This window comes from Enterobacter sp. UPMP2052 (assembly GCF_053709675.1).
In genome coordinates, this window is the sequence record NZ_JBSKJR010000001.1 from 757,330 (window position 1) to 781,818 (window position 24,489).

A 24,489-nucleotide genomic window follows, 5' to 3' on the forward strand; every position below is an offset into this window, starting at 1 on the left:
AACGAGGCAAGCACAAGGGGGTTGTTAATTGTTATGTTATAACATATATTTCTCGACGCGTTTTAAACTGGCTTTTCGTTGAAGTAAAAGGATCACCCCATGTCCGTTTCCGTCCATCGCCTGTCATCAGGCAGTGTTGATAACGTGCTCGACGTCACCATCCAGGCGTTATCCAGCCCTGGCGGCACGACGCTGCTGTCAGACGTCTGTTTTGAAGCCAGAGCCGGAGAGTGCCTGGCCGTCATCGGCCCTAACGGCAGCGGAAAAACCTCGCTGCTACGGGCGATCGGAAGCGAGCTGACGCACCTGAAAGGTGACATCCGCCTGATGGGGCGCACCGTGACTGCGTTGACTCGCCAGCAGCGGGCAAAACAGGTTGCCGTGCTCTCCCAGCACGACGCGCCGGATTTGAGGCTCTCGGTTGAGGATTACGTCGCCCTTGGACGTATACCGCATGTGGGCGATGCCCCGCGACATATCCATGACGCCATCGTCGACGATGCCATCCGCGAAACCGGGCTGCAGCGGATGCGTGAACGATCGCTGTTTGCGCTTTCGGGCGGTGAACGCCAGCGCGCGGCGCTGGCGCGAGTGCTTGCCCAGACGCCAAAACTGGTGCTGCTGGATGAGCCGACCAACCATCTTGATCCTCCGGGGCGGGTGGAACTGCTGTCGCTGGTGAAAAGCAAGGGCATCACCGTTGTGGCGGTTCTGCATGATTTGACCCTGGCGGAGTCTTTTGCCGACCGCATTCTTCTGCTGTCCCGGGGGCGGTCGGTGGTCTGTGACGTGCCTGAAAAGGTGCTTGTGTCTGAGCATCTCTATCCCATATTTGGGCTAACCAGCTTTACCGTAGCGCATCCGCATACCGGGAAATCGCTGCGTATTTTTGACGTTCCACGCTGTGCGTGAACCCTGTGTTGAGAACCTGCTATGAAAAGCTTTGTAATCGCGCTGACGCTGATGGCGTCGGCTCACGCCGCGAGTGCCGCGGATTTTCCCGTTACCGTTGAAAGCTGCGGAACACCGGTCACCTTCTCCGCGCCGCCGAAGCGGGCAATCATTAACGATCTCTATATGGCGGAAATGGCCTTTGCGCTGCATCTGCAGGATCGCATCGTCGGGCTGACCGGTATCAGCGGCTGGTACAAAATGACCCCGCACTTCCGGCAGGCGATGGGGGCGATCCCCGAGCTGGCGCCGAAATACCCGTCCCTGGAAACTCTGCTGGCCGCCGAGCCTGATTTCTTCTTTGCCGGCTGGAACTACGGCATGAAGGTCGGCGGGGAAGTGACGCCCGCGACGCTGGCGAAATACGGCGTGAAGACTTTTGTGCTGAGTGAAAGCTGCGTCTTTACCGCAGCCCACAAAAAGAAGGCCACCATGGACCTGCTCTATGGCGACGTCCTGACGCTGGGACGTATTTTCGGCAAGCGAAATGAAGCGCAAACGCTGGTCGAGGGCTGGAAACAGCGGCTGAGCGCATTGCCGAAACCGGCAACGGGCGCGCGGCCCCTGAAGGTCTTTGTCTATGATTCCGGGGAGGACAAGCCGTTTACCAGCGGACAATACGCGATGCCAACGGCGATTATCGAGGCGGCGGGCGGCAAAAACGCGATGGAGGCGCTGGATATCAGCTGGGGCACCACCTCCTGGGAAAACGTCGCGGCAAGCGAGCCGGACGTTATTATTTTGCTGGACTACCAGACCGGAAGCGGGGCGGACGCGCTGCGCCGCGTGCTGGAAAACCATCCGCTTATGAAACTGACGCCGGCGGTAAAACAGGGGCGCTACCTTAAACTTCAGTACGCTGAGCTGACCCCGGGACCGGCGAATATCGCGGCGGTTGAAAAACTGGCCCGGACGCTCTACCCGCAGGCCAGGAAGTAATGCGCATCCCGTACCGCTACCACTGGGCGCTGGGGAGCGCCATGCTGGTGCTGCTCGGGCTGATGGCGCTCAGCGTGGCAACCGGCACCGTTTCACTCACGCTGGGGCAGGTTCTGGGTGCCCTGGGGCTGGCGGATGTCCCGGTATCGGAGATGGTGACCCGCATTGTGGTTGACCTTAGGCTGCCCAGAACGCTCCTCGCCGCCCTGACGGGCGCGGGGCTGGCCATGGTCGGCGCGCTACTGCAGACCACAACGCGCAATGATTTGGCCGATCCGTTTTTGTTCGGGCTTTCCTCCGGCGCGTCGGCAGGCGCGGTGCTGGTGATCACCCGCTTTGGCGACCGGCTGGGCGCGTTGACGCTCCCCGCATCGGCTTTCGCCGGGGGCATCTGTTCGGCGGTTGCCGTCATGCTGTTGTTTCACTTCAAAAAGCAGCGTGGGGCGGAACATCTGGTGCTTTGCGGGCTGGCGATCTCTTTTCTCTTTGGCGCGCTGACCAGCTATCTCATTTTTTCTGGCGATCAGCGTGCGGCCAGCTCGGTGCTGTTCTGGTCGCTGGGCGGGCTGGGGCTGGCGTCGTGGAGCAACCTGCCTTTCGCTGTCTTGAGCGTGCTGCTGCTGGGCGGGTTCGTCCTGCTGCGATGGCGCGCGCTGGACGGCATTCTGGCCGGGGAGCAAACGGCGCTCTCCCTTGGGATCAACGTCAGCCGCCTGCGGGGCGAGATTTTCCTTTGCTGCGCTCTGGCGACCTCTTTTCTGGTGGCACTGACCGGGGTGATCGGCTTTGTCGGCCTGATGGTGCCGCACCTGTGCCGCCACGTGGCGGGCGTAAGACATTTGCTGCTGCTTCCCCTGTGCGGGGTGTGGGGGGCGGTGCTGTTGTGCGGGGGAGATATCGCCAGCCGGACGGTACTGGCCCCGCAGGAGTTGCCGATCGGCATTATCACCGCCGGGATAGGCGGGGCGTTTATTATTGTGCTGCTGGCGCGCAATACGCCGCGATAAAAAAAAATCCACGCCGTGGCGTGGATTTTCTCGTGAAGCAGTAACGTCAGACGTTAAACCATAAGTTTGAGTGTATCTCATTGATATTTCATTTTTATTTAAAAATGAACCTTCATAATACTCATTCTTATACTCATTTTTTAGTTGGCATTGCTTTCGTAAGGCGAAGGTCGAAGGTTCTACTCCTATTATCGCACCAATCAAGCATCTCTCAAAGTCTATTCCAGTTCACGAAAACCCTTATAATCAGTATCTTCCAGCTCTCGCTTGTATTCTGACGTCTACTAACACCCCCAAAAACTACATGCATATGGGGTACATTTGGGGTATGTGCTGTTCGGTCTTATGGAGATTCCCCCAGTGAAACTTAACGTCCGTCAGGTTGATACCGCAAATCCAAAAGATGAACCTTCAAACTCTCTGATGGTGAGGGACTTTACCTTTTGATTATTGGCGGCTTAAGTACCGTGTTGCTGGCAAGGAGAAGTTGCTTGCTCTCGGGGTTTATCCCGACGTAACTTTGGCTGAAGCTCGTAGTAAACGTGAAGAGGCTAAAAGGGGCATTGCTGTTTGGATTGCCCCCAATGTTGCGAAGATAGAAGATAGAAGATAGAAGATAGAAGAGAGAAGATAGAAGAGAGAAGAGAAACTAGCCGATGCCCTCATTGCCGATCAGCCTACCGAGAATTTTTGCAGAGAGATTCGACGCTGCTAACCAATCAGAGACAAAAGGAACAGGAAGAAATCCGTGCTCAAGAAGTTGAACGTCACCAGCGTAGGAATTTTATACAGAAACTTGCTGTGTGGTTTGTTCGTGTCACTAGAGCATGAAATGCATTCTGCACGGTTCGCCATCGGTGAGCTCATTTCCCGTTAGCAGAGTCAGTTCTGAGAGCAAATAGATAAGGATAATTGCCGCCAGCTCTGCATCCATGTAACAGCTACACGTATGTTTATGCAGAACCAATTCAACTTCATTCTGATGCGAATGACCCACAAGCATTCGCATGCCTTCAAAATTTCTGCTTGAAAAGCATGCTTAATCAATAAATTAATTTTGATTGCATTTTGGTTTGAACCCTTGCGATTTAGACGTATTATTTTGAGATTAATTCACTGGCCAGTCTTCATTGCTGCTTGTGAGTGTGCGTGAATAATGATTTTAAGGTTATATATCATGGAGTTATTGAAGTTTCTGGCGGCGATTTTAGTAATTTACTTGTTGTTTTTTAGAAAGAAAAAACGTAAATCTCCAAAGTCTTATGCTTCAAGCCCCGTGAAAGCACCGCCAAAAGAATGGCTCGCTGACATCAAGAAAAAAGAGGCGGTTGTGCGAAACGATGATAGTGAAGACGATAATCTTGCAACTTTTACATTGAGCGATGGCCGGGGTGTTGAACTTCGGGTGACAACCAATCATTACCGGAACACCTCAAAGTCAGCAGGTGCACTAGCTCGATGGGTATTTCCGGGTGAGATGATAACTGTAGCTGGTGTAGCAATTAGCGGTGGCCACATTTACGTGGGGCAACGTATGAAGCCCTCCGGTCAGGAATCAGGCGGCTATTATGATGATGGAAGTGAGGCATCATTAATTGATGACACATGTAAGATAAAACCTACTGCTTATCTTTACGAGGACAGTTCATTAGGATACTGGCCCAGTTTTTCCTCTCTTTCCCCAGAAGCACGCGGTGCGTATGTCAGTTGGCTCGCCAGCGATAGGTCTGATCCATCGTGTCCTATCGGCTATGTTTTTATCTACCTCTACGGCCTGGAAAGAAAAGCGCTCGTAGATTCCACTGACCCAAAATTCCCTGATGCTGAGTTCCGTAATCTGTTCAATGAAGTCGCTCGGTTAAGATCGGTATTCATTGAGAATCGCTCATTCCGCGGATATTCGACCCAATTACTCGAAGCCATGTCTATTCTGCGCCCGAACATGGGCTTAGCCACTGAGCTCGATAGCAATTCAGGTTTCAGCAACAGCATGCAATTTAAGCTGGCTCTGGCAAAAACTGTACATGAAGGAGTTCCTGTATCAGCTGAACTGGCGTTGAACTGGGTAATAAATCACACCGAGTATTCGCTGCGTACCCCGGCTCGCCGCTGTGCTAAAGAGTTTGCTGCGCTTTTCAAACGGCGTTACACCCTCAAATATGGTGAAGGGATGGTCGTTAAGGCGAATAAAACGCGCTTACGTTTAGATTACACACCTGCAAGTCCTAGTTTACGAGGCGTCCGACTTCCTGTTCCCGACCTGCCTGATCCAATTGCATTGAAGGGACCTGTCCAGAAAATTATTACTATTGCCGACATATGTACGGATGAACTTGATGCTTACAGTCGCTACCTTGGTAGGAAAGATACGTCAGTCAATGATACTGCTGCATTTATGTTGCTCCCTTCAGAGATCGTTAATGAAAGCGCAGAAAAAATATTAAGCTCATTCAAACATTGGGCCGATGAAGCGATCCTCAATAAGGGTGGCTTCGTCTCGGTTGCTGACTATTGGTCACATATGAATTCCAACTGTCCGGCGAAGATCAATAAAAAAGAGGCCGACTTGATGCAGGCCTTTGCACAGAAGATGGGCTACAGTCTGGCTCCTGACCCGTATTATCACCATGTTAAGGCGGATGTTGATGGGACACTTGTTCTATTCCCTGCCGCCGAAGGTGGACGCTTCTCACCTTCTCCTGAATTTATCTCAGCTGTAATGACGCTTAGATTAGGGGCTATGGTCGCCTTGATTGACGATTCTCTTGATCAAGCTGAACAGAAAGTGCTTGAGAATGCCATCAACAACAATGCTGGCTTCACCGATGATGAAAAACGCTCTTTACATTCGTATTTAACGTGGCAACTTCATACCCCAGTTAATATGACAGGAATGAAAAGCAGGATTGAGTTGAAGGGGGCCGCGGAAAAAGCTGCTGTGGGTAAAGTTATCGTTAGTGTTGCCTGTTCGGATGGGACAATAGCGCCTGCCGAAATCAAACAGCTTGAGAAGATTTATTCAAGTTTGGGGCTGGATCCCTCATCTGTCTCGAGCAATATCCATCAGCATTCCGCAACTGAACATGATCTCGTCTCGTCTGTACCAACTGCTCAGTCAGCAGCAGGGTTCATACTGGATGCTAATGTACTTGCCCGCCACGAATCTGCCACGGATGATGTTCGTAAATTGCTGAACACAATTTTCACCGAAGAAGAACCGGAAGAGCCAGAAAGCGCTCCAGCCTCATTAACGGAGGCGGGGGGGCTTGACTCCGCACATAGCCAGCTTTATCGCAGTTTGCTGGAGAAAGAACAGTGGTCCCGAAAAGAGGCGACAGAATTGTGCGGAAATTTGAATTTGATGCTGGGCGGTGCGCTTGAGGTGATCAATGACTGGTCCTATGCGGTGGTTGATGCTCCAGTACTGGACGATGCCGATGATGATATCTGGGTTGACCTGGAAATTGCCAAAGAATTAGAAGGATAGTGAATGTCTGTAACACGTATAAGAGTGAAAGAACGTGACGCTATTATTCAGTCACTTAAGTCAGGTGTAACGCCAAGGATAGGCATTCAGCATATCCAGGTTGGCCGCGTGAATGAGATCACCGCTCTCCACCAGGATATTGAGAGGATTGCTGACGGTGGTGCAAGCTTCAGACTTATCATCGGTGAATATGGTTCTGGTAAAACGTTCTTTCTGAGTGTTGTGCGCTCTATTGCGCTAGAGAAGAAGCTGGTATCAGTCAGTGCAGACCTTTCCCCTGACAGACGCATTCACTCATCGGGAGGTCAGGCTCGTAATCTCTATTCTGAGCTTATGAAAAACATGTCCACCAGAAACAAGCCGGATGGTAATGCGTTACTTAGCGTTGTTGAAAGATTCGTTACGGAGGCAAGGAAGGAAGCGGACACGGACGGCTCCGAGGTTTCATCAGTTATTCATAAACGCCTGGCAGCTCTGTCAGATATGGTGGGTGGATATGACTTTGCGAAGGTCATTGATGCATTCTGGCGCGGGCATGAGCAGGATAACGAAACGCTAAAATCCAATGCTATTCGCTGGTTGCGGGGAGAGTACACCACCAAAACTGATGCCCGTAACGATCTCGACGTTCGGACTATTATCTCAGACGCTTCATTCTATGATTCTTTGAAACTGATGAGCCTTTTTGTCCGCCAGGCAGGCTATGCCGGTCTTTTGGTCAGCCTCGACGAAATGGTGAACCTCTTTAAGCTGAATAATACGCAAGCAAGAACAGCGAACTACGAACAGATTTTGCGGATCCTGAATGACTGCCTGCAAGGCTCAGCCGAGAACATTGGTTTTATCCTCGGGGGTACGCCAGAGTTTCTTTTCGATCCGCGTAAAGGTCTTTACAGCTATGAGGCCCTCCAGTCGCGTCTGGCGGAAAACCGGTTCGCGCAAAAAGCAGGAGTGATTGACTACTCATCCCCCACTTTGCATCTTGCCAGCCTCACCCCTGAGGAACTGTATATTTTGCTGAGAAATCTTCGTCATGTTTATGCAGGCGGAGATCCAGAGAATTATCTGGTACCAGATGAGGCACTGACTGGATTCCTGCATCACTGTAGTAAAACCATTGGAGACGCTTACTTCCGTACCCCCCGTAATACCATAAAAGGCTTCCTGGACATGCTGGCTGTACTCGAACAAAACAGAACGATGAACTGGCAAACATTAATTGAGGGTGTGGCGATTGAAGTGGACAGACCTAGCGATATGGATGACGCCATTATGGAGGAAAGCGATGACGACGACGGACTGGCGAACTTCAAACTATGAGCAGTGCCTACGATAGCCTCGATCCCCGCGTCCGTAAGTGGGTTTACAAGCAGGGGTGGTCTACATTAAGGCCCTTGCAGGAGAGTTCTATCCCGGCAATTTTAGCCCGTGATCGAGACGTGCTAATCAGTGCAGGTACAGCAGCGGGTAAAACAGAGGCTTTCTTTCTTCCTGCCTGTTCGGCAGTTGCAGATCTCACGAATGGATTTGGCATCGTCTATATCAGTCCGTTGAAGGCATTGATTAACGATCAGTACCGTCGTCTTGAGAGCCTTGGAGATGCATTGGAAATGCCAGTGACTCCCTGGCACGGGGATGTACCACAAAGCAAAAAGAAGAAGGCTCGGACGAACACTGCTGGCATTTTACTGATTACACCTGAGTCACTTGAGTCTTTGCTCATAAATTCAATGGGCTGGCTCAAACAGGCATTTTCTTCAGTCGCATACATCGTTATTGATGAGTTTCATGCTTTTATTGGCTCAGAGCGTGGTGTACAGCTGCTTTCTCTGCTCAATAGAATTGACCATGTGCTAGGTCGCCAGGTAAATCCAATTCCCCGCGTTGCGTTGAGTGCTACGCTGGGTGAACTGGAGAAAGTGCCCGAAATGTTGCGCCCGGACAAACGACTCCCCTGCGTAACTGTTATAGATAGTAATAGCACGGCCACTCTTCAGGTACAGGTCAAAGGGTACCTGGAGCGAGTGATCCAAAAAGAGGAAGAACTTCAGAGTTCAGCTGAACATGACGTTTGCTCTGACATTTTCAGACTTTGCCGTGGCGATTCTCATTTGGTCTTTGCAAACAGCCGAAAGCGCACTGAAAGCATTGCGGCAAAGCTGAGCGACATGTGTGAGGAACAAATTGTTCCGAATGAATTTTTCCCCCACCATGGTTCCCTTGCCAAGGAATTACGTGAGGCACTTGAATCTCGTCTTCAGAAAGGAAATTTGCCCACTACAGCTGTTTGTACAATGACGCTTGAGTTGGGAATTGATATCGGTAAGGTTAAGTCGGTTATCCAAGTTACGCCTCCGCATTCTGTTTCCAGTTTGCGCCAACGTATGGGGCGTTCTGGGCGACGCGATTCCCCATCAATACTCAGAATGCTAATTACAGAAAATGAGCTTACTGTGAGTAGCAGTATCGTTGATCGCCTACGACTCCAGTTGGTGCAGTCGATGGCAATGATCAGGTTGATGATCTCTAAACAATGGTTTGAGCCTGCCGATTCCCGGCAGATGCATTACTCCACGCTGCTACACCAGATTCTTGCAATTACCGCACAGTGGGGTGGAGTTCGTGCCGACCAGCTCTGGACACAACTATGCCAGACAGGGCCATTCAGAAATGTAGATTTAAACGATTTCAAAAGCCTGCTTAAACATATGGGAGCATGTGGCCTACTCACTCAACTTGCTAGCGGCGAAATGGTTGTTGGGGCAGAGGGGGAGAAACTGACTAACCATTACACTTTTTATGCTGTGTTCAATACTCCAGAAGAGTTCCGCATTGTCACCGGAAACAGAACCCTTGGAACAGTGCCTGTGGACTCCCCATTGCTACCAGACCAACATATCATCTTCGGTGGGCGGCGCTGGAAAGTGACAGAGATCGAGACAGAGAAAAAAGTTATCTATGTAGAGGCAACCAAAGGCGGTCAGCCACCACAATTTAGTGGGGGAGGTATGTCTGTTCATGATGCCGTTCGTCAGGAAATGCTCGCTATCTATAGGGAAGGTGATTACCGCATAGCGATAGGTAGCAAGAGAATAGATTATGGCGATGCTGCCGCCAGAAACCTATTTACGGAAGGCTGTAGTAACTTTCAGCGTTATAACCTGCGAAATGAATGTTTTATTACGAGTGGGCAACACTGTTACGTAATTCCCTGGATGGGGGATAAAGTTGTGAATACGATTACAGCCTTGCTCATACGTTGTGGTTTTAAAGCTAATTCTTTGGCTGGTGTTATCGAGATTGATAATGCAAGTGTAGCAACTGTCCAACAGACGCTTAAAAAAATGCTGTTGTCAGGCTTACCATCTGCATTTGATCTTGCCGAAGATGTTCCAGAAAAGTACTTGGATAAATATGACGAATATTTACCTGAGTCCCTGCTGGCTAAGGGATTTGGGCAAAAAGCGTATGACATTGAAGGTACTTGTATTTGGTTGAACCGGCATCTTAAGTAAACTAGTTAAGCGATAAGGGCGATCTGCTCTCCCGTAGATCGAGTCCGATTGATGTTAGCAATGTTCACTCTTGACTCGAATCTGCCAGAAATCGAGGTCACAAGGTCTGCTTTGAGTGAGGAGCGCAAATGGATAAAGCCCTTATGAGTTCTTGTTCAATGACCTTACTTTTGAGAGTCACTGGGTTAGAACATGTTTCATGTTTGCAATAAAATATATATTTCAACTTAGGTTTATAACTTAAGTGTTAGTTTCTGATCTAAACCAGATTATTAATCTCTCCTAGAGTGAAATGAGTTAAGCCAAGAGTTGATAAAATGAACAGGTTTTTTTACAATATCCGGATGTTCGCTAGCGAACAGGTATCTAAAATAACTTTTCTGAGCTAAATTTACAATTCAAATTGTACCGAGGATAAAATGCAAGTACAACATCATTCTGAAACAAACTTGAAGCATGAGATTGTGGCTTTATTTAAGGCTTCTCAATTGATACCTTTTTTTGGCAGTGGATTTACTAGAGATATTAGAGCAAAAAATGGTAAAGTTCCTGATGCTATTAAACTTACGGAGTTGATTAGGAATATAGCAGCAGAAAAAGAAGGGTTAACACAAACAGAAATAGATGAAATTCTAAGGATCAGCCAGCTTAAAAAAGCGTTTGGACTTCTAAGTATGGAGGAATATATACCCAAGCGAAAATCGAAGGCATTATTAGGTAACATTTTTTCAGAGTGTAAACTCTCTGATCACGAAAAGACAAAAATAATAAATTTAGATTGGCCTCACATTTTCACGTTTAATATTGATGATGCTATAGAGAACGTTAATAGAAAATACAAAATTCTGCATCCAAATCGAGCAGTTCAGAGAGAATACATATCTGCTAATAAATGTCTATTCAAAATTCATGGCGATATTACTGAATATATTAAATACGAAGATCAAAATCTGATATTTACTTGGCGTGAATATGCACACAGTATAGAAGAGAATAAATCCATGCTATCCTTTTTATCTGAGGAGGCCAAAAACTCAGCTTTCCTTTTCATCGGTTGCAGTCTTGATGGCGAGCTTGATTTAATGCATTTATCAAGAAGTACACCATTTAAGAAATCAATTTATTTGAAGAAAGGACATTTAAATTTAGAAGAAAAAATAGCTCTTTCGGAGTACGGCATCGAAAAAGTAATTACCTTTGACACTTACGATCAGATATATCAATGGTTAAATAACATACTTCAGAATGTTGAGCGGAAATCCCCCACAAGAAGTTTCGAACTCGATGATTCCAAGTTAATGAAAGAAGAAGCTATAAATTTATTTGCTAATGGAGGCCCTGTAACTAAAATAGTGGGTAACAAAAGAATTCTTCGAAATTCTATAACTTTTTCTCAGCGAGATGTCTGTGATGATGCAATTAAAGCTCTACGGGATCATGACTATATCCTAATTACAGGTCGACGTTTCAGCGGAAAATCTGTACTTTTATTTCAAATCATTGAGGCAAAAAAAGAATATAATGCCTCTTATTACTCTTCGACTGATACATTCGATCCTTCCATTAAAAATTCATTGATGAAATTCGAGAATCATATATTCGTTTTCGACTCTAATTTCTTTAATGCACAAAGCATTGATGAGATTTTAACCATAAGGGTGCATCCTAGTAACAAAATTGTTTTATGCTCGAGTTTTGGTGACGCAGAGTTATATAGATTCAAGTTAAAGGACAGAAAGATATTACATACCGAAATTCAGATAAAAAATAACTTGATTAATGAAGAAGGTAACTATCTCAACGATAAGCTTTCTTTTGAGGGACTACCACTTTATAAATCTTCAGAGACGTTGTTGAATTTTGCTTATCGATACTATAGCGAGTATAAAAATAGACTAAGTGGTTCTAATTTATTTAATAAGCAATTTGATGAAGATTCTATATTTGTTTTGATTTTAATTGCGGCTTTTAATAAAGCCACATATGGTCATATCATCAGTCACAATAAATACTTTGATATTCAGAGTTTTATTTCACAAAATGATAGGTTATTTGAATTGGAGTCAACTAACACAGAACCAAGTGGAGTTATAATCTGCAATTCACCATCCTGGCTTTTAAGAGTTATCAGTGATTATATTGATAAAAACCCTGCATCTTATAAAACAGTATCTGAGTTGATAATATCTCTTGCGTCAAAAGGATTTCTTGCAGCATCAAGGAATCTTATAAGCTTTGATAAACTAAATGAACTTGGGAATGGAAATAATGTCCATAAATTTATCAGGGATATATATAAGGAGATTGCACATACCTATCGTGAAGATATGCACTACTGGTTACAAAGGGCTAAGTCAGAATTAATATCGGCACATACAATTGATGACCTCATCGAAGGAATGAGTTATGCAAGCAAAGTAAGACTTGATAGTGCCGAGCTTAAAAATCAAACTTATTACAGTGCCACATTAGTATTAGCGCAGTTGTCTGCAAGGGCTCTATCTATAAATAATGATAAAATATATGCGCTGAGCTTCTTTGAAAGTAGCCTAGAATCCATCCGAAATTATAATAATAACTCAAGGCACATAAACAAAATGATGGATAAAAATGATGGTGGCTTTAGATATGCAATACAATATCTTAAGAATAATCCATTAATAGAGCTCCTTCCTCGTAAAGAAGAAGTCAATGAATTAATCAACTTCTATGAGAGCCGTAAGAAATAATCATTCTTAAATTAATAAATGGCAAGTGACTCATTCCCTTGTCATTTATTAAACTCTTAAAAAATTATCCCACAAAGTATTAAACTGAGCTAATAGGATTGTGTTTTGGCTTGTGACTAAGCCTTTTAATAATAGAACTGTAAAACAATCACTCTGATTTTTTGAAATTTATCTCAATGTTAAATTTTTCCTCTTTTGGCACTAAGCGGGCTAAAGTGGACATATTTGACGGGATAAGGGCATAGATGAATTCTCCATACCCTTGAACGATTACTTCCCAGTTGACTTGCTCGGTTTCAGTCCCGGGGTATTGCCGGGTGTATCCTTATTATCACGTCTGCGTTGATCGGGTTTTCCTGTTGATTTTGCAATTGGTTTTGGACCAGGTTTAAGCCCCATAATAGTATTCCTTAGCCTTGTCAGAGGTTATTCCTCAGTGTGGGTATAAGGGGAGCGGTAAGAATTATCAAGCTTGGATGGGCGATGGAGAGTGACTACTAGGCTATTATGTGAGCAATGTCAGCTTTTGACACATAGGGGCCAGCCCATTACTGAAGTAAGCCAAAAATGAGTCGCGATGCGGCCTCAACAGTGAGGGCCACCTTGGAGATTGTTAGCCTGATTGCGCCAATTGCCGATGCAGGACCTGCAGACTAGTTCCCGCCCCTGCCCATGCAGCAACCGAGCCGACCACATACAGGTTTTGCTTGGCGCGTGAGACGGCTACATTGATTATGTTTGGCGGGCTTGCCGCCCACTGACGCGCCCTTTGCTGACTCGCTTTCGGCGCACCCAGCAACAGGATTACCGTGTCTGCCTCTCGGCCCTGGAACGTGTGGATCGTGCCAACTCGCTCACGGCACCACTCATCCAACTTTACGCCGAACGCCCGCAGCAGATCAGTTTCACTGTCGAGACGCCGACGCATGTTCTGCTCTACGATTTTGAATGGTGTAATGATAAATACGTCCGGATTTGTAATGCCCGATGCTGCCAGCTCTTTGAGCATTCGTACAATCGCTTCGCCCTCCTCGGGACACCACTTCGTCTCAGCATCGCCATTGATATCCACCCAGTGAGAGCTCCCCAAAGCCGAGCCGATAGATCCAGGTTTTTTAGGCCCGACAGCATGGACCATCTGCCCAGCATAGGCGATGGAGTTAGAAACATCGAACATTGGGTTCTGGCAACGCCTGTGAACGAGCAGTGGCAGCCCGACTTCTCGATCACCTACATCCATGACGAAGGTGGATTTGAAGCGCGATGCCTGATCAGCAAGGGTCTGCGTAGATGCTGCGGGGGCAGACCATTCGATCTGGTCAATGTTGAAAAACTTGCAGATTTCAGCGTTCAGCTTCTCTGGTAGCGATACCACAGGTGGGATTTGCAACGGGTCACCTACCACTATGGAGCGCTTTGCCCGCATGATTGCTCCAACTGCCGCTTGAGGAACGGCCTGGCCCGCTTCATCAATCAGAAGCCAGCCAATACTCTCTGGTGGCAGATCTCCGAACATCGTCCGAACAGAGGCGAATGTCGTGGACACGGTCGGCACAACCATGAAAAGGCTCGACCAAAGGTCGGGGAGAAGTTCACGGTGCGCGGAAGACTGGAAGGCACCAGCCACCATGCCCGACATCAATAGCCCAAGATTGTGTTGCAAGCGGCTGGCCGAAGCATCGATGAACGTTTTATGCACAGTCAGGGCAGCGGCGAAAAGATCCTCACGCAGGCGATGAACCTCATCGGGAAGCCATGGCGCAGTCAGGTGGATAGCCTCGTGCTTGCGCTTGAAGAATCTCTCATCAACGACCCTGTCTCCCATGCGGTTTCGTGCCTCTGCCTCGCTTGCCTTCAATTTCGAGACAGCCTGACATTTGCTGGAAATTTCCTGGTCGAGTTGCTGTAACTGGGACTCAGTATTGCTCCACTCAGTCCTTGCAAGCTCCAGGGCCCTGTCTGTCTCCTGCGCCCGTAAGACTGATTGCTGCAAGGTCGCCGAGAGTTTCTGCAGTGTCGATCTCCACGACTTCCAGGCAGCAGTCGCGAACAAACGGGAGAAGAAACCTGGACGGCCAGCAAGATGGCTGTCGAGCATGATCTTATCCTGCTCGATCTGCGATTTTGCCTTCTCATGCTCCCGTTGGCAGGATTCAGCAATCTGGCGTGCCTCTTCGACGGCTTCATTCAGACTCGGTCGACGCTCTTCAGCCCTTTGAAGTTCGGTGATCGCTCCCTTGAGCGCCTGGATATCCCGTCGCATCTCTTCGATGCTGGCGATTTCGGCGTCTACCGTTGCCTTGAGTTTAAGAAATGCGGTTCGCGCTTTCAGCCAGGCCGCAGCAGCATCCGCTTCGTTGGTGCTGGGCCGCTCATTGACAACCACGCTGGGCATTACGCGATCGATGATTTCGCCTGTTCGTTCGTCCTTGATCTCACGCATGACATTTATGCCGCGAGCTGCTTTCAGGTAGGTAAGGAAACCACCATCTTCATTCCACCAGAAACCTTGCTGGAACGCGCCTCGGTTGCTGCTCTTGCCGAGAGCAGCGGCGATCAGCCCCCAGGTTTCGACTGGGTCGGAGGGGATGTCCCCCTCGGCCTCGGCTTCGAAATAGCCGACGCGTTTGGGGTTCGCAATCAGGTCGCTGATGGACCGAAAATAGGCGATTTGTTCATGACGACCATTGGCTTCCTTGAGAGGAAGCTCTTTACTGACGTTCTCGACCGCTTTGTTATTGGAGGACGCTACAACGATCTCATGGCCCTTTAAGGATGCATGTAACTTGTAGAAGTGCAGGAATGCATTGGAGCCGAATGCCAGCTTCTCGCCTGTTGTGGAAAAGGCATCCTGCGGTTTATTGAAGCCGCACATCGCCGTGGCCCGATCAAGAATGCACCCAACGACAATATCTCGCAGAAGAGTGGTCTTTCCGGTTCCCGGAGGCCCATTGACGCCGATGATACCTGGAGCATCATTCAGCTCAGCACGCGCCGCATTCACGGCAGCCTGTTGAAGCAGCACCAGTGGATGGCCGCCTTTCGAAGGCCAACGAGCCTGCGGCATGAGCGAGGGGGCGACGAATGGCTCAACTGCGGAAATGGGCGATAGCACGTCGATTTTCTGTTCAGGCCTGCCAATTCCCATGTAGCGGCGCAAACTGGCTCCGGCTTTGCCCGTCTCGAGCAATTTGGTTGCTTCACCGAGATCTTCAAGATAGAAGGAATTCAGTAACGAAGGTTCAGGCGGCGCCTTGGCCTTGAAATGATGAAACACCTTAATCGCGAATGTGGGTCGCTCAACCAAATGTTCGGGTACACCGAACTGAGACACAAGCCATCTATAAGCGTTAAGAACGACATCCAAATCGATCGGTATGGGTTCTCCATCCTCGTTGTGGCGGCGAACCATTCGATCCAAATGCTCGATAATGCGCGGCTCAACATTCGGCCAGTTCCCTAAGCTCCCAAGCTTCAGGTCGAGAGCCGGCTTGAGTGCCCAGGCAAAACTGGAAACGGCAACGCCTTTGTCCTCAAGAACATAGCCTTCTTTGTCGATCAGGATCGAGCCGATGGCCGCTTTTTTACCGTCCGGGCGTGAACGCTCCTCATCTTCGCCAAAAACCTTGACCAGCTCGTCCGTCGCCTTGTCGAGAGCGATGGAGCCGAGGACGACCTCGAAATAAAGCTTATAACAGGGCTTACTGCGGGCATTTGGTCCCCATGGAACACCTCGCTCCAATAGAGCAACCCTGGAGCGGTCGCCGGTTGCCATATCCTCTGGGCGTTTATAACCTTGAGGCGATAGTGCTTCGAGGGCTGTCCATGCTGCCAGTATTGCTCGCGCATCATTTGCTTTATCTGACGGAGAGAAAGACGGCAGTGGACCTAGATCGATTTGGCCTTTGTCGAATTGCTGTCGCATGGCAGTGTCTGGGATAGCCTTCGGTTGCAGTTGCTCTGCAGTTGCAGGTGCATTGTGGGGCACTGCTTGAGAAAATTGTATGGACGCCGAATCGAGATTACATGTTGATGGGCTGGAAGCCGACATGGCGACCTCGCTGCGGTCGCTAATTGCAGTTAGAGATTGCTGGATTTTAGACGTCAGAGTCCGCGCCCTGGCAGTGTTGCGAAAAGTCAGCTCGCTCAACAGCTGTTCAAGTTCACTAACATTGTTGCGGGACTGTTCGAAGATTGCTTCCAGATCGAAGATTGATTTTTGCGCATACTGCCGTGTCTTCATTTATTTCTGCGGCTCCATATCCCTTCAGTTAAGAGATATTATGCTAATTAGCTTGATTTCTAAAACTATTAACTTGCGCTCATGACGTAGATCAAGATCCCGGTGAGATGCTTATCTTCGATTACATTGAAGTGCTCTACAATCGGGCCCGGCGCCACAGTCATCTCGGCGGCGTCAGTCCGGAGGCCTTCGATTTTGAAAAAGGCATCATTCATTTACCATCTGCGAGAAGCCAAAACAGGGATAGAGCGCTACGTATAGTTATCTGATCAGGCAATCGACTTTCTCAAAGTACTACGGTTTACCTCCGACAAATATCTGTTTCCTTCGCAAGCCACTAACTAGCCAATCCAGCAGAATTATCTAACTGAAAACTCATGGCGTTTACGTGAAAGCGATCAACTGCTTGATATACCTCATTGGAAGCCGCACGATCTGCGTCTTACAGTACGAACGGGGTTGTCTCATTTGTAGTGTCCCAATGAGATTGCTGAGGCCGCATTGGGGCATACACGTGGCAGTGTTGAGGGGATTTATAATTATGATGCTGAGTGCCGAAAGTAGTTGCAGGTGTGGATTGATTATTTGATTTAGGAGATAGAATTCGTGTCAGGGCAAAGACAAAGTAAAAATCATCATTACATTCCAAAATGTTATTTAAGATCTTTCTCTCCGGATAGCTCTGATAGTGTGTTTTATATCGACTTGATTGGTAAGGAGAAAAAGGACTCAAACATTCCAAAATATATTCCGCCCAAAGCATGTGCCTTAAGAAATGTTGAGAAATTTGGCTTTGAGTTGCTTAGAAATACTGTTTTAGACTTGGAGATAGAAAGGAACGACACAAGACTGATTGAGGATTTATTTGGTAAGGTTGAAGAAATTTACCCTGAAATTATGGAGTGCATTCATAATGTTATAATTGATGATTCATCCATAAATGAAGTTGATGATGATGATTTGATTCGAATGATAAATATCCTCTGCTCAATAATGTTATCTAGATTGCCTACTGTGGATGCTAGATTTATGAATTTAAATAATGAACTACATGAATGCATGGGTTATTTAAATGAACATGATGAAATCCCTTATCATTACATGGGCGATTCGGAGAGTTTCTCTCCCCTTTTAGTTGATGAGAATGTCTTAGAACTGGTAGAATTCCTTTCTACTGATGCTGATGCTGATGCTGATGCTGATGCTGATGCTGATGCTGATGCTGATGCTGATGCTGATGCCATTCGGGATTTTATAAGTAAGTTAGTAGTGAAGCTAGTTAAAAGGGCTGCTAGTTTTATGCCTATATTAAATGAGATGGAAATGGATGGGTTCAAGACGTATATATTAAAGTCAGATTCATCATTGCCATTCATTACCGGTGATTTTCCATTTGTGATTAATGGCGATAAAAATACTTTATCGAATGGTTTTATCTTTGTCTTATCACCTTCATTAGCTTTGTGTCGTTCAATTAATCCTCTTAAAGATTATAACTCTTTGAGTTTTGCAAGATATATTAATGATGAGATTAGATCGTCAGCTAAACGGTTTTTGATATCAAATAATAAAGATGTTCTTGATTAAGTTATCATGGAATGGCATTTGGATAATCCATTATCCTAACTGAAAAAACAAGCGAGTTCAGGAATGGCGCTCTTATTAAGAGAGCGTCATGAAAAAATTATGTCAACTAAGTTAATGTTTTTTGAACTTGGACCTGTAATAATGATATTAGTATTATGTCATGGCAGCCATGAAAGGGGGAGTTAGTTTCTTAGAAAGGATTTCCTTTAGGAATAAAGCATGAGTTACTTTACCCAAAAGGAACCTTCAGCTAAGGTGATTATAAGCCTGATACGTTTATATAGAACTGACCTTTACCTTCATCAGTTTTCTGAATCCGATAGGTGATTGGTCGGGAATTTTGCAGGTCAGGTTTTGCGAACGTTAAATCAGCCGCACACTGATAAACATCAAGCTCTGATTCATGGCTTATTGTTCTGACATTTTCAACAGAAATCAGCACATCCTTATCCAGTGTCATGCGCTTCTCGATTGTTTTTCTGGCAATGTCCACGACCAGATTTTTTGCATCATCACTACTACATTTTGGTGTTTTCTCGCCGCAGCCAGCCAGTAAACCAGCCGCTATTAATACCAGAAACATTATTCTTTTCATCTAAGATTCCTTCGTAAATTAATGATACTTTTATTTCTTATTAAATAGGCCATCCATTGCACCTGCCGCAGAAGCCCCGCAGTATCCCTCGCAACCACGAGTCATAACGCTGGCCTTACCGTTTTTCAGTTCACTAATTACAGCAACACACTGGCTGGTTTTGTCATTCCAGACCCAGCGACGCATCTGGTTTTCTCCAGCAGCTATTTGCTGTACCTTACCATCCATATTGCATACGCCCGAACCATCCCGCGTTGAGGCATTAATGTTGAAATCAGCATTGCTCTTTCCCGGAATCAGGGTTAGAACCGCTCCAGGTTTTACGTACTGTGTTGCTGCTACAGGTAGCGTTATGGCTGCCATCAATAAGGCCAACAGTTTTCTGTTCATTAATTAATTCCCTGTTAAGTGATACGGATGTTTTTGGTGATTTTTCCCAGTGCCAGCAGTCTGCGTTTTTCCACAAAGAAATACACTACGTTGAAAGCTGATTTACGGTGATTCCCACGCCCCAGGGAGGGCCAGTTGCGGAAGGATTCAATCTGTTCTTCTGAATAGGGCGTGTCAGAGAAGTCAAACAGCACAAGCAAGGCTTTGCTGTCATGCTTCATCAATTTCTTTACTTCTGTACTGCTGACGGTCGCGGAGACATTGGAACGTGCCGCAGTTGGTTTACGTGCTGCAAACTCAACGGCTAAATCATCAATGACAAAATCAATGTAACCTTGCCCGGATACAGTTCCTGGCAGTTTGCTTTTTACTTCCGGTGAGACGTTATCTGCAAACCAACCCAGCAAATAGCAACGTGCCAGAGGCAGTAATTCCCGCTCGCTACATTCGTTCAGACGCAGTGTTTTGACAAATTCTCGCCGGTAAAGAGAGCTAAAAAAGTACTCAAAGCAATCCGTTATCTCAGTAATGGTGGTTGCCACAATGTTCTCCTTTTTGCCACCTTTGATCTGCTGCTCAACTGAGCGGGCTTTCAATCCAGCTTAGTTGCTCGGTTGCAGCTATCTTTGTCTATAAATGATGTAATGGTTGATTTTATGTCCATTAGTGATGTTCATGCAAGAGTAAAAAAGCCCCAGAATTCCTCTTATGGATGTTCTGGAGATGTAGTGATGGTTAAACTGATGGCAGATTCAGCTGATAAGCTGGTAGGGCAGCGTATTCAGACCAGACGTAAAGAAGCAGGGCTAACTGCTGCCGATCTTGCAGAGACTATCGATATCTCTCAACAACAACTTTCCCGTTATGAACGCGGAACGAATAAGATCAATATTGCTCATTTAGTCAAAATTGCTGTTGCTTTAAAAACTCCAATAAGCTGGTTCTTTATTGATTGTATGGAGGATTTAAATGTTACTGATATCCCGATTAACTATGCCACTGGGCTTGACGTTGAATTAAAACAACGACTCGAGCAAGTCTGGAATAAGCTGGATAACCCCAAGAGGAAAAGCTTAATTATGTTTTTAGATGAGTTTATAAAATAATAACAAAAATAGTTTCCGTGGGAAACTATTTGCATTAAAAGCATGGCACTGGTAAAATAACATTGCTGGATAGTTTCATATTGTCCAGTAGCTGATACAAACTGATTGCAACTTAGCATTTCATTTTATTATCCCATCCTGATGGGAGGACGTCTATCGTCTGAAGAGTCAGTATGGGCAATTATTAGTTTGTATCATCAATTCAAATGCATATTTACCGGAATAAAAACGATGAGTGTTATCCGTCAGGAAGGGCTTAATATGCCCGTCGATCAGGAATTAATTAACGTCATATTGAAAGAGATGAGAAATCCCCCACCGCATAAAGCCAAAATTACAGCCGTCAGTCTGTTATTTAAAGACCTGAGTTACAGCGCTGAAAAAGGCGGTTGCCATCCTGTCGAAACACGGCTTATTTCTCGTAATGATGAATGGTATTTCGATTACATCACCGACTTCAGTTATATGGGTATGGTTTACCCCGAACTGGAAAAGGAAATTGATTTTAGCTGGAGTCAGCAATATGTCTTTCTGGCTCATGTTGGTGACCTGCCTGTTAACGCCGGAAGGGAGTTATTTGAACTCTGGCAATCCAACTTTATTCAGTATCACGCCATGAACGTCTACACCATTACCGTCCTGTGGGAAAGCTAATCCCGCCGCACTAATTATCACTACTTTATGGGGAATTATCTGTGACGACTGACAGAGGGATACGTGCGTCTCAACAGGGCGAACTGGATTGTCTATGCGGTGCTTACTGTGTGGTTAACATGCTGAGCTGGTTGTATGATGGCAGGGTGAAACGACGTCCGTTAATGAACCGGCTTCTCCAGGCGTATCAGCAACGATGGCCATTGCATGAATGGTTGACCGAAGGGATTGATGAAAAACGGCTCGACATACTGATTAAGCAGGTACTGCAGAAAGGGCACTACCATCGTCTTTTCCCGGTTGAAATAACTAAACCTTTTGAGGGTAAGCGGGGTGTGCCAGACGGGCGGCTTTTCAGAGAAATGCAGCGGTTTCTTGACGTTACTGACCACTCCCGCCTGATTATGCTCAGCGACCAGTTTCACTGGTCCCTTCTGGTCAAAATGGATGAGGAAACGCTCTGTTTCTTCGACAGCAACGGGCGAACCACCATGCCCCGTAAAGCTTTCTCCCTGCGTACTGGCGTAACCCGCCGCCAGCTGTTTCCCGACGCCATTTACTTCATTGAACGGGAGTTCTGACATGACCATGTTTACCCAGCGTGAAAACCGTATCCTTGACCAGGCGCGTGAAATTATCAGCCGGTACTATCAGCGTGGGGTTCAGCTCTGCTCCCCTGATGATGTCCGACAGTGCGTGATGGTTGAGCTGGCACCGCTTGAACATGAAGAGTTTGGCATCAGCCTGCTCAATAATCAGAATCAGCTGCTGCACCGCGAAATCCTGTTCAGGGGTACGCTAAACACGGTCGGCGTTCACCCCCGTGAAGTTATCAAACGCGTGCTGAAACATAACGCCGCCGCAGCCATCCTTGTCCACAACCACCCCAGCGGCGAGCCTGAACCCAGCCGTTGCGATATCAGGTTGACTAAAAAACTACAGGAGTTGCTGGAAATGCTGGATGTCCGGTTGCTTGACCACTTTATCGTGGCCGGGACTGAAACGGTGTCGATGGCTGAGCGGGGGCTCGTGTGATGCTGAAAGTTACCTGGTTTAATGTACGTTATTGCGGGTTAGGCGCATGAGCAGGACTGCGTTACGTCAGGTCGTGCCTATGGTACAAACAACCGTGTTTGATGCGTATATTGGCGGTCTGGCTCCCTCGGGGCGGAGAGGTGTCACCAGCCTGTTAAACCGCAGTGCTGGCATACTTAAACGCGGTGCGTGTGCAGATAACTACCCGTGGGAACAACTTAACTACGCCGCCGTCGCTAAAGTACGTGCGGCACTGCTGGATGACGGTTACGCCGTGTCGTCGGTGAACATGGCGCTGTCAGCACTGCGGGGCGTGGCACAGACGGCCTTTAACCTCAATTGTATGGATGCCGAAGCGCTGGCACGTATCCGGTCAGTGAAGCGTGTGAGCGGCGATATCCAGCGTAAGGGAAGGGCGCTGGACAAGCAGGAAATCCGGGCACTGATTCAGGCTGCAAAACAGCATCCGCAACTGGTACGGCGCTACCGTGATGCCGCTATTGTGCTGATGCTTTGCGGAACGGGCCTGCGGGCCGGGGAACTGGTTAAACTTGAGCGCCGGGACTATGACAACGGCATCCTGACAGTGAGGCAAGGGAAGGGGCGTAAATACCGCGAAATTCACGTGGCGGATGCAGTGGATAAGGCTATCCGCGCGTGGCTGAAAGTTGGCGCAGAGGAGGCTGAAAGCGCACTGTTCAGCCGTATCCAGCGCAATGGTAAGGTCGCCAGTCAGCCTCTGACAACAACCGGGTTAACGGGTATCCTGGCTGAGTTACAGCAGACGTCAGGTATTGCACGTTTCACCCCGCATGACATGCGGCGCACCTTCATTACCCGCTTACTGGAGCAGGGTGTGGATATCAACACCGTACGCCAATTGGCAGGCCACAGCGACATATCCACAACGACGCGCTATGACTATCGTGGTGAGGGTATAAAAGCCAAAGCATCACAGAGTTTACGGTGCTGGTGATGATTAAAGAGGTAAATCCCGTTCTGCAACACCTTGTTCAATCAGCTCATGTCGACGAAGCGCAATTTCATCTAAGTCGTCACTATCGACGTTACTTTCTGTCAAGTAAACCACGAATTCCCAGCGAGGTGGTGCATTATGCAAGATGATCGACATCCCACCTTCTCTTAACAAGGATGCCACCATTGAGGCGGCCTGCCTTGTTCCTCCAAACCAGTAACGCCCAATTTTTCCGATAGACTCAACAGCAGGAACATAATGCTGTTTGAATACTGAGGCCCGAAGTGCGTCATAGTCGATATCAAATGTCATTGTTTATCTCCCCGTTAGTCGCTGTTGCAGTAACATTACACGTTCTGAGGCAATCCACCACCAGTCACTTTTCAGAATCACTCAGATTATCCACGGCAGCAGGCTGGATAGGGGGATGATGAATCTCTTTCTCATTAAGCTTCTTGATTTCATCGTTTACCCACTGAATGCTCAGCAGATCATCAACCTGAGAAACATTCCAAGGTAATGGCGTTTTGCGTGAACCCCGTCGACTGGCAATGATATTGGCAGGAAACTGGTATCTGTCGTGTTCCATCTCAATGGCAATCATTTGATGGGGCATACCAGACAATGCCCTGTGGGTAACGGCCTGGTACAGGTCGTACAGCTCCTGTGCGCGCGGTGTTTTTGCAGGAAGAATGTCAGGCAATGCCCCCTTTTTTTTCTGCAAATACATTTCTTTATAGAACTTACTCACGCAGTAGCTGACGACTTTGCTGAGGGCATCCAGATCTTTACGGGTTTCATTCAGTTCATAGCCCCGATGATCCCGGTAGATTTCCTCCAGCTTTTGCATGACATCCTGCCCGACACGCAGCTTTAGCGTTGTGAACCCCGATTTCTCATGAATTGACTCCGTTTTACTCTTGTAGCGGGCGTTTCGGGACTTTCTTGTCTTCTTGGTGTGAGTGGTATTAGACGGATCTTCTGAATTTTTAGCATAACTAACTGATGTTCTGTTTTTATTAGTGTCAGAATTGTTGTTTTCCATTTAAAACTCCGTGATTATTAATTTTACCAGATTAAAATAAATTATTGTTTTTGTGTTTGCGTGAAAAACATCCATGTGTTTCTCACATAAATAATCCATCTTCCAATTTAAAGCAATCATTATTCACTTTCAGAAAAAAAAGTGAGAAGCACATATATTTTCGCACTAGGTAGGCATATTGTCACCGAAATTCAATCCGCTATTATGTTCTCAACGAAACGCAGGAGGAC

General features: G+C 47.2%; 19 protein-coding genes and 3 pseudogenes. 16 read left to right on the forward strand and 6 right to left on the reverse strand.

Going from position 1 to position 24,489, the window contains the following annotated elements:
• Window positions 1-99 precede the first annotated feature (99 nt).
• The 8 genes and pseudogenes from ACWKX3_RS03450 to avs5 all read left to right on the forward strand — a co-directional run bounded on the left by ACWKX3_RS03450 (window position 100) and on the right by avs5 (window position 12,628).
• Window positions 100-912 (forward strand): ABC transporter ATP-binding protein, encoded by an 813-nt coding sequence (locus ACWKX3_RS03450; RefSeq protein WP_454541273.1) that lies wholly within the window; start codon window positions 100-102, stop codon window positions 910-912.
• Window positions 913-933: 21 nt separating this feature from the next.
• Window positions 934-1,890: an ABC transporter substrate-binding protein gene (locus ACWKX3_RS03455; RefSeq protein WP_454541274.1), complete on the forward strand. Its 957-nt coding sequence runs from the start codon at window positions 934-936 to the stop codon at window positions 1,888-1,890.
• Complete coding sequence (locus ACWKX3_RS03460; RefSeq protein ID WP_454541275.1) at window positions 1,890-2,897, forward strand: FecCD family ABC transporter permease; 1,008 nt, start codon at window positions 1,890-1,892, stop codon at window positions 2,895-2,897. The genes ACWKX3_RS03455 and ACWKX3_RS03460 overlap by 1 nt, the downstream gene beginning before the upstream one ends.
• Before the next feature lie 360 nt (window positions 2,898-3,257).
• A pseudogene (locus tag ACWKX3_RS03465) lies at window positions 3,258-3,504 on the forward strand (Arm DNA-binding domain-containing protein); the annotation flags it as partial.
• 570 nt (window positions 3,505-4,074) lie between these two features.
• Window positions 4,075-6,384 carry a TerB N-terminal domain-containing protein gene (locus ACWKX3_RS03470; protein ID WP_454541276.1) on the forward strand — a complete coding sequence of 770 codons (2,310 nt, stop codon included), beginning with the start codon at window positions 4,075-4,077 and terminating at the stop codon, window positions 6,382-6,384.
• Window positions 6,385-6,387: 3 nt separating this feature from the next.
• Window positions 6,388-7,704 carry an ATP-binding protein gene (locus ACWKX3_RS03475; RefSeq protein WP_063446091.1) on the forward strand — a complete coding sequence of 439 codons (1,317 nt, stop codon included), beginning with the start codon at window positions 6,388-6,390 and terminating at the stop codon, window positions 7,702-7,704.
• Window positions 7,701-9,899, forward strand: coding sequence for a DEAD/DEAH box helicase (locus ACWKX3_RS03480; protein ID WP_454541277.1), 2,199 nt, complete (start codon window positions 7,701-7,703; stop codon window positions 9,897-9,899). Before ACWKX3_RS03475 ends, ACWKX3_RS03480 begins: the two co-directional genes overlap by 4 nt.
• A gap of 419 nt (window positions 9,900-10,318) precedes the next feature.
• Entirely contained in the window at window positions 10,319-12,628 is a 2,310-nt protein-coding gene (gene avs5 / locus ACWKX3_RS03485) for an AVAST type 5 anti-phage protein Avs5 (RefSeq protein WP_454541278.1), read from the forward strand.
• Between the two features lie 613 nt (window positions 12,629-13,241).
• Here avs5 and ACWKX3_RS03490 read toward each other — a convergent pair.
• The gene (locus ACWKX3_RS03490) at window positions 13,242-16,871 is read right to left on the reverse strand and encodes an AAA domain-containing protein (RefSeq protein ID WP_454541279.1); all 3,630 of its coding nucleotides are present in this window, start codon (window positions 16,869-16,871) and stop codon (window positions 13,242-13,244) included.
• Between the two features lie 113 nt (window positions 16,872-16,984).
• On the opposite strand from ACWKX3_RS03490, the pseudogene ACWKX3_RS03495 reads away from it, so the two are divergent.
• The 3 genes and pseudogenes from ACWKX3_RS03495 to ACWKX3_RS03505 all read left to right on the forward strand — a co-directional run.
• Window positions 16,985-17,065: pseudogene (locus ACWKX3_RS03495) on the forward strand (IS3 family transposase); the annotation flags it as partial.
• Between the two features lie 25 nt (window positions 17,066-17,090).
• A pseudogene (locus ACWKX3_RS03500) lies at window positions 17,091-17,435 on the forward strand (tyrosine-type recombinase/integrase); the annotation flags it as partial.
• Window positions 17,436-17,477: 42 nt separating this feature from the next.
• Window positions 17,478-18,458 carry a DUF4238 domain-containing protein gene (locus tag ACWKX3_RS03505; RefSeq protein WP_454541280.1) on the forward strand — a complete coding sequence of 327 codons (981 nt, stop codon included), beginning with the start codon at window positions 17,478-17,480 and terminating at the stop codon, window positions 18,456-18,458.
• Between the two features lie 259 nt (window positions 18,459-18,717).
• On the opposite strand, the gene ACWKX3_RS03510 is transcribed toward ACWKX3_RS03505, so the two are convergent.
• The 3 genes from ACWKX3_RS03510 to ACWKX3_RS03520 are packed head-to-tail and all read right to left on the reverse strand — an operon-like array spanning window position 18,718 to window position 19,985.
• Window positions 18,718-19,053, reverse strand: coding sequence for a hypothetical protein (locus tag ACWKX3_RS03510; protein ID WP_454541281.1), 336 nt, complete (start codon window positions 19,051-19,053; stop codon window positions 18,718-18,720).
• 30 nt (window positions 19,054-19,083) lie between these two features.
• Window positions 19,084-19,443 carry an acyl-CoA dehydrogenase gene (locus ACWKX3_RS03515; protein WP_454541282.1) on the reverse strand — a complete coding sequence of 120 codons (360 nt, stop codon included), beginning with the start codon at window positions 19,441-19,443 and terminating at the stop codon, window positions 19,084-19,086.
• Window positions 19,444-19,457: 14 nt separating this feature from the next.
• Window positions 19,458-19,985, reverse strand: coding sequence for a hypothetical protein (locus tag ACWKX3_RS03520; protein WP_454541283.1), 528 nt, complete (start codon window positions 19,983-19,985; stop codon window positions 19,458-19,460).
• Window positions 19,986-20,174: 189 nt separating this feature from the next.
• On the opposite strand from ACWKX3_RS03520, the gene ACWKX3_RS03525 reads away from it, so the two are divergent.
• From ACWKX3_RS03525 to ACWKX3_RS03545, 5 genes are all read left to right on the forward strand, one after another.
• On the forward strand, window positions 20,175-20,549 hold the full coding sequence (locus ACWKX3_RS03525) for a helix-turn-helix domain-containing protein (RefSeq protein ID WP_316095249.1): 375 nt from the start codon (window positions 20,175-20,177) through the stop codon (window positions 20,547-20,549).
• 261 nt (window positions 20,550-20,810) lie between these two features.
• A complete protein-coding gene (locus ACWKX3_RS03530; RefSeq protein WP_454541678.1) occupies window positions 20,811-21,203 on the forward strand; it encodes a DUF2787 family protein in 393 nt (130 codons plus the stop codon).
• Between the two features lie 119 nt (window positions 21,204-21,322).
• On the forward strand, window positions 21,323-21,784 hold the full coding sequence (locus tag ACWKX3_RS03535) for a hypothetical protein (RefSeq protein ID WP_454541679.1): 462 nt from the start codon (window positions 21,323-21,325) through the stop codon (window positions 21,782-21,784).
• A gap of 1 nt (window position 21,785) precedes the next feature.
• Window positions 21,786-22,238, forward strand: coding sequence for a JAB domain-containing protein (locus ACWKX3_RS03540; protein ID WP_454541284.1), 453 nt, complete (start codon window positions 21,786-21,788; stop codon window positions 22,236-22,238).
• A gap of 46 nt (window positions 22,239-22,284) precedes the next feature.
• On the forward strand, window positions 22,285-23,214 hold the full coding sequence (locus tag ACWKX3_RS03545) for a tyrosine-type recombinase/integrase (protein ID WP_454541285.1): 930 nt from the start codon (window positions 22,285-22,287) through the stop codon (window positions 23,212-23,214).
• A 3-nt stretch (window positions 23,215-23,217) separates the two neighbouring features.
• Here ACWKX3_RS03545 and ACWKX3_RS03550 read toward each other — a convergent pair whose 3' ends face one another.
• A complete protein-coding gene (locus tag ACWKX3_RS03550; RefSeq protein WP_454541286.1) occupies window positions 23,218-23,526 on the reverse strand; it encodes a hypothetical protein in 309 nt (102 codons plus the stop codon).
• A 64-nt stretch (window positions 23,527-23,590) separates the two neighbouring features.
• Window positions 23,591-24,259 carry a hypothetical protein gene (locus ACWKX3_RS03555; RefSeq protein WP_454541287.1) on the reverse strand — a complete coding sequence of 223 codons (669 nt, stop codon included), beginning with the start codon at window positions 24,257-24,259 and terminating at the stop codon, window positions 23,591-23,593.
• Window positions 24,260-24,489 lie beyond the last annotated feature (230 nt).

Excerpts from the sequence above, each read along its gene's own strand:
- ACWKX3_RS03515 (WP_454541282.1), bottom strand. The coding sequence starts at position 19,443 with ATGAACAGAAAACTGTTGGCCTTATTGATGGCAGCCATAACGCTACCT.
- ACWKX3_RS03455 (WP_454541274.1), top strand. The coding sequence starts at position 934 with ATGAAAAGCTTTGTAATCGCGCTGACGCTGATGGCGTCGGCTCACGCC.
- ACWKX3_RS03555 (WP_454541287.1), bottom strand. The coding sequence starts at position 24,259 with ATGGAAAACAACAATTCTGACACTAATAAAAACAGAACATCAGTTAGT.
- ACWKX3_RS03480 (WP_454541277.1), top strand. The coding sequence starts at position 7,701 with ATGAGCAGTGCCTACGATAGCCTCGATCCCCGCGTCCGTAAGTGGGTT.
- ACWKX3_RS03475 (WP_063446091.1), top strand. The coding sequence starts at position 6,388 with ATGTCTGTAACACGTATAAGAGTGAAAGAACGTGACGCTATTATTCAG.
- ACWKX3_RS03545 (WP_454541285.1), top strand. The coding sequence starts at position 22,285 with ATGAGCAGGACTGCGTTACGTCAGGTCGTGCCTATGGTACAAACAACC.
- ACWKX3_RS03450 (WP_454541273.1), top strand. The coding sequence starts at position 100 with ATGTCCGTTTCCGTCCATCGCCTGTCATCAGGCAGTGTTGATAACGTG.
- avs5 (WP_454541278.1), top strand. The coding sequence starts at position 10,319 with ATGCAAGTACAACATCATTCTGAAACAAACTTGAAGCATGAGATTGTG.
- ACWKX3_RS03490 (WP_454541279.1), bottom strand. The coding sequence starts at position 16,871 with ATGAAGACACGGCAGTATGCGCAAAAATCAATCTTCGATCTGGAAGCA.
- ACWKX3_RS03470 (WP_454541276.1), top strand. The coding sequence starts at position 4,075 with ATGGAGTTATTGAAGTTTCTGGCGGCGATTTTAGTAATTTACTTGTTG.
- ACWKX3_RS03535 (WP_454541679.1), top strand. The coding sequence starts at position 21,323 with ATGCTGAGCTGGTTGTATGATGGCAGGGTGAAACGACGTCCGTTAATG.
- ACWKX3_RS03460 (WP_454541275.1), top strand. The coding sequence starts at position 1,890 with ATGCGCATCCCGTACCGCTACCACTGGGCGCTGGGGAGCGCCATGCTG.
- ACWKX3_RS03540 (WP_454541284.1), top strand. The coding sequence starts at position 21,786 with ATGACCATGTTTACCCAGCGTGAAAACCGTATCCTTGACCAGGCGCGT.
- ACWKX3_RS03510 (WP_454541281.1), bottom strand. The coding sequence starts at position 19,053 with ATGAAAAGAATAATGTTTCTGGTATTAATAGCGGCTGGTTTACTGGCT.
- ACWKX3_RS03530 (WP_454541678.1), top strand. The coding sequence starts at position 20,811 with ATGCCCGTCGATCAGGAATTAATTAACGTCATATTGAAAGAGATGAGA.
- ACWKX3_RS03525 (WP_316095249.1), top strand. The coding sequence starts at position 20,175 with ATGGTTAAACTGATGGCAGATTCAGCTGATAAGCTGGTAGGGCAGCGT.
- ACWKX3_RS03550 (WP_454541286.1), bottom strand. The coding sequence starts at position 23,526 with ATGACATTTGATATCGACTATGACGCACTTCGGGCCTCAGTATTCAAA.